This is a genomic window from Camelimonas sp. FR25 (assembly GCF_059740505.1).
Genome location: NZ_JCAWFG010000064.1, coordinates 1 through 4,223, shown reverse-complemented (window position 1 = coordinate 4,223; position 4,223 = coordinate 1). Strand labels below are relative to the sequence as shown.

The 4,223-nt window shown below is 68.3% G+C and carries 4 protein-coding genes; all 4 read right to left on the bottom strand.

All coding sequences use genetic code 11. The features are described 5' to 3' along the window. Nucleotides 1–554: 554 nt before the first annotated feature. The gene (locus AC6A67_RS07525; protein ID WP_498035930.1) at nucleotides 555–1,265 is read right to left on the bottom strand and encodes a nitroreductase; all 711 of its coding nucleotides are present in this window, start codon (nucleotides 1,263–1,265) and stop codon (nucleotides 555–557) included. A gap of 28 nt (nucleotides 1,266–1,293) precedes the next feature. After that, nucleotides 1,294–2,121: an SDR family NAD(P)-dependent oxidoreductase gene (locus AC6A67_RS07520; protein ID WP_498035929.1), complete on the bottom strand. Its 828-nt coding sequence runs from the start codon at nucleotides 2,119–2,121 to the stop codon at nucleotides 1,294–1,296. 202 nt (nucleotides 2,122–2,323) lie between these two features. Continuing rightward, a complete protein-coding gene (locus AC6A67_RS07515) occupies nucleotides 2,324–2,860 on the bottom strand; it encodes an SOS response-associated peptidase family protein (protein ID WP_498035928.1) in 537 nt (178 codons plus the stop codon). Between the two features lie 162 nt (nucleotides 2,861–3,022). Continuing rightward, entirely contained in the window at nucleotides 3,023–3,991 is a 969-nt protein-coding gene (locus tag AC6A67_RS07510) for an alpha/beta fold hydrolase (protein WP_498035927.1), read from the bottom strand. Between the last annotated feature and the right edge of the window lie 232 nt (nucleotides 3,992–4,223).

Sequence of the window (4,223 nt, the reverse complement as noted above, 5' to 3'; positions counted from 1 at the left end):
TGCCCGTGACAAGCACGGGCATGACGCGTGGAGGGGGGTGGGCGCCGCCAGACGTGGATGCCCGTGACGAGCCCGGGCATGACGCGCGTAAGAGGGATCGTCAGCTCGGGCCGGTGGCTGGCGCCCTAAGCCCGGCGCGCCAGCCCTTCAGTCGTCATGCCCGTGCTTGTCAAGGGCATCCACGCACTATGCCGACCCCGCAAGCGCCGCGACGCCAACAGGCCTGCGCGGTGGTCGCCATGAGGCGCCGCCAGGCGTGGATGCCCGTGACGAGCACGGGCATGACTCGCGTAGGAGGGGTGGTCGGCGCGGGCATGTGGCTGGCGCCCTAAGGCCGGCGCGCCAGCCCTTCAGTCGTCATGCCCGTGCTTGTCACGGGCATCCACGCTCTATGCCGACCCCGCAAGCGCCGAAACGCCAACAGGCCTGCGCGGTGGTCGCCATGAGGCGCCGGCAGACGTGGATGCCCGTGACGAGCACGGGCATGACGCGCGTAGGAGGGGTGGTCGGCGCGGGCATGTGGCTGGAGCACGCCGCCCGGCGCCCCAGACCCCTCAGTCGTCGAAGCCGACGAAGGTCGTCGCCTCGTCCACGGACTTGCGGTTCGAGACCACGGCGTTGGCCGGGAAGCTGTCGTCGGGGTAGCCCATGGCGATGCACATCATGATCACCTGGTCCTCGGCGATGCCGGCGTGTTCGCGCACCACCGGCGATTGCATGATGCCCTGGCTGTTGATGACGCAGCCGAGGCCGCGCGACCAGGCGGCGTTGACGATGGCGTTGGTAATGGCGCCGCAGTCGAAGGGCGCGATGTCGCTGCCGTGCATCACCCGGTCATAGGTGACGACGATCGACACCGGCGCGTCGAACTGGCGGAAGCCGCGCATCACCCAGTCCATGCGGGCGTCCTTGTCGTGGCGCTCGATGCCCATGACGCCGAACAATTGCTTGGCGATCTCGATCTGCCGTTCGCGATGCTGGCCGTCGCTCTCGTCGCGCACGCGGAATTCGCGCGAATGCGGCACGCCGGCCAGATTGCGCTCGGTGTTGCCGGCGCGGATGCGATCGAGGGGCGCGCCGGTGACCACGTAAAAATTCCAGCACTGGGTGTTGTGCGAGGAGGGCGCGCGCATCGCCAGCTCCAGCACCTCGCGCACCAGCGCTTTCGGCACGGGCTTTTGCAGGAAGCCGCGGATGCTGCGCCGCCCGCGCGCCACTTCGTCATAGGTCAGGGTGGGCGCCGCCCCGGTCGTCGATGTGCTCATGATGGTCCTCAAACGTTGGGATGCGGCGTCACACGGGCGCGCCGATGGTCTGGTCTTCGAAATTGGTGCGGCCGCCCGCCGACATGCCGCCATCGACCACCAGATCGTGGCCATTGACGAATGCGCCGTCGTCGGAGGCGAGAAACAGCGCCGCCGCGGCGATGTCATGCGGCGTGCCCGAGCGCCCCATCGGCGTGGCCTTGGCCAGATTGTCGGTGAGCTTGCGCAATTTGGCGGCGTTGCGGGCGTCATCGAGCCCGGCGGCGACCTGCGAGCCGCCATAGAAGATCGGCGTGGCGATGGCGCCTGGCGAGATGGTGTTGACCGTGACGCCATAGGGGCCAAGCTCCAGCCCGGCGACCTCACTGGCGCGGCGCACCGCCGCCTTGGCGATGGAATAGAGATAGCCGCCCATGTGGCCGCGAATGGCGGCGATGGAGGAATTGTTGATGATGGCGCCGCGCCCCTGGGCCTGCATGATCGGCGCGGCGTAACGGATGCCGAACAGCACGCTGCCCACCAGCAGATCCATGGCGTAGCGATAATCATCGCCGGTGATGGTGCTCGCCGTGCCTTTGGTCGGCCCGCCGGCGTTGTTGAACAGGCAATCTAGCCGGCCGAACCGCTCCGCCGTGGCTTCGACCGCCCGGCGCACTTCAGCCTCATGGGTGACGTCGGTGCTGATAAACGCCGCCGCCGGGCCAAGTTCGGCGGCGAGGGCGTGGCCCTTGTCGCTGTTACGCCCGGCGATCATCACCTTCGCCCCCTCGGCGACGAACAGACGGACCGTCGCCTCGCCAATGCCGCTGGTGCCGCCCGTGATCAAGGCGGTCTTGCCCGCCAGCCGCTCACCCATGCTGCGTCCTTCCCTGATGTGCGCGCCCCGTTCGCCGGGGCGCTTTGCGGCGAGCATACAGCGTTTGGCGAGCGGCGGGACAGGGGGCGTTGCGCAGCAGGCGCGCCCGTCAACAGCCGCGACGCCCAGGCCGCGCCTGGCCAGCTGGCGGGGGCCTATGACGTCCTCGTCATCGCAACGGGCGATGAGATGACGCGCCGCCTCAGCGGCGCAACGGCGTCAGCTGGTCGGGCCGTGGCGGCTGCTGCATGGCCATGGCCTCGGCCACTGGCGCTTCCAGCCAGGCGCGCATGGCGTCGGCGCAGGTCAGCACCACCGGGCTGGTCGCGCCGTCGTCAGCCACTGTCACCCGGGCGAAGAACGGCGTCTCCTCGTAGCTGCGCCACAGGCCGGCGAAGGCGCCGATGCGCGTCGTCGCCGGGCGCAGGGCGCCAGGGCCTGAAGGACCACTGCACGAGGTGAATGGAATGAGACAGCGCGACGCGGGCTTGAGCCACGGACGCCAGACGGTCGATGTGAGATTGCGCGCGCTCGGCAGCAATTGCTCCCGGCCCGGCGGCGGCGGAAAACCCCAGACCATCGGCGTGATCACCCGCCGCCCGGCGCGGATGCGGATCACCCAGGCCGGGCCGCCGGGCGCCACCCCGCCGTGCAAATCCAGCAGCGGATGCTCAGGGCTGGCGAACAATGCCTCGGCCAGTTCATCGCGGCTGACATCGATACGGTAGGGGCTGGTCACGGCGCGGGCTGTTCCTGACGCAAGCGGCTCAACGGCGACATCACCGCCAGCCCGTCATACACCAGCGCCATCATATACGGCGCCCTGGGTCGTCGCGAACCAGGGCGCGGAGACACTGGCTCTCGCCACCTGATGGGCTCGGGCGCCGCAGGGGTGGCGGCGTCAGCCCAGCGCCTGCAACCACGGGATCAGCAAGGCGTTAACCTCTTGGGGCCGCTCCTGCTGGGTCCAGTGGCCGCAGCCCGTCAGCACGTGGGCGCCCTGCAGATTGGGCACATGCTGGCGCATCAGGGGAACTGGATCGACGCCGCCGAGCATGTTGAACGCCGGGTCGCGGTCGCCAGCGATGAACAGCGCCGGCTGCTCGATCCGTCGGGTGCGGAATTGCTGCAGCCAGGCGTGATCGCGCGCATGGTTGCGGTAACGGCTCAGCGGCCCGAAGAAGCCCGAGCCGACGAACTGGCTCTCATAATAATCCATATCGGCGGCGCTCATCCAGGCTGATGGCCCCGCTGGGCGCAGCAGGCCGGTCAGCAGATTCTGATCGGCGGTCTTGTTTTTCGGCCAGGAGCCATCGGGGGCGTCGCCCGAAATGGCGTGATAGAATGCCTCAAGGAAATCGCGCGGGTCCTGGTCAAAATCGCGCTCAGCCCGGCCGACCTCCTGGAAATACACCTGGTAAAAGAACCGGTTGCGCGCCGTGAACACTTCATGGAATACGTCGATCTGCGGACGCTCGGGCACGCCAGCGTAAGGCACCGACATGGCCGCAACGGCGCGGAACAGATCCGGGCGGGTGAGGGCGGAGTTCCAGACGATGGGCGCGCCCCAGTCGTGGCCAACAAGTATCGCCTGCCGTCCAGGCGCCAGGGCCTCAGCCACGCCCGCCACATCAGCGATGATCGCTTCGAGCGAATAATCCTCGACCCGTGGCGGCTTGGCCGAGCCGCCATAGCCGCGCACGTCAATGGCGCAGGCCGTGAACCCCGCCGCCGCCACCGGGCCGATCTGATGCCGCCAGGAATACCAGGATTCCGGGAAGCCATGCACCATGATCACCAGCGGCCCCTGGCCCTCAACCACGGCGCGTATCCGTGTGCCGGCGGCGTTGATCATCTGGAACTGCGTCATGGGGCGTCTCTCCGTGGGGCTGTTATGTGCTGGCGTTGACGCCAGCTTGCCGACTGGTTTGGAGCGCGCGTGGAACGTTGTCCAGTGGCCTCGCCGCCAGGCGCCATGGCGCCGGACGCCGGCGTTCATCGCGATATACGCCGCCAATGGCGCAAGTCGCAGGTTGAATTGGACGCTTTGGCCCGCTGGCGGAATAGAGAGGTGGTCCCGGAAATTCGGACCAGTCGTTAAG

Bases quoted from the DNA above. Each gene is read 5' to 3' on its own strand.
- AC6A67_RS07510 (WP_498035927.1), bottom strand. From the start codon at position 3,991: ATGACGCAGTTCCAGATGATCAACGCCGCCGGCACACGGATACGCGCC.
- AC6A67_RS07520 (WP_498035929.1), bottom strand. From the start codon at position 2,121: ATGGGTGAGCGGCTGGCGGGCAAGACCGCCTTGATCACGGGCGGCACC.
- AC6A67_RS07525 (WP_498035930.1), bottom strand. From the start codon at position 1,265: ATGAGCACATCGACGACCGGGGCGGCGCCCACCCTGACCTATGACGAA.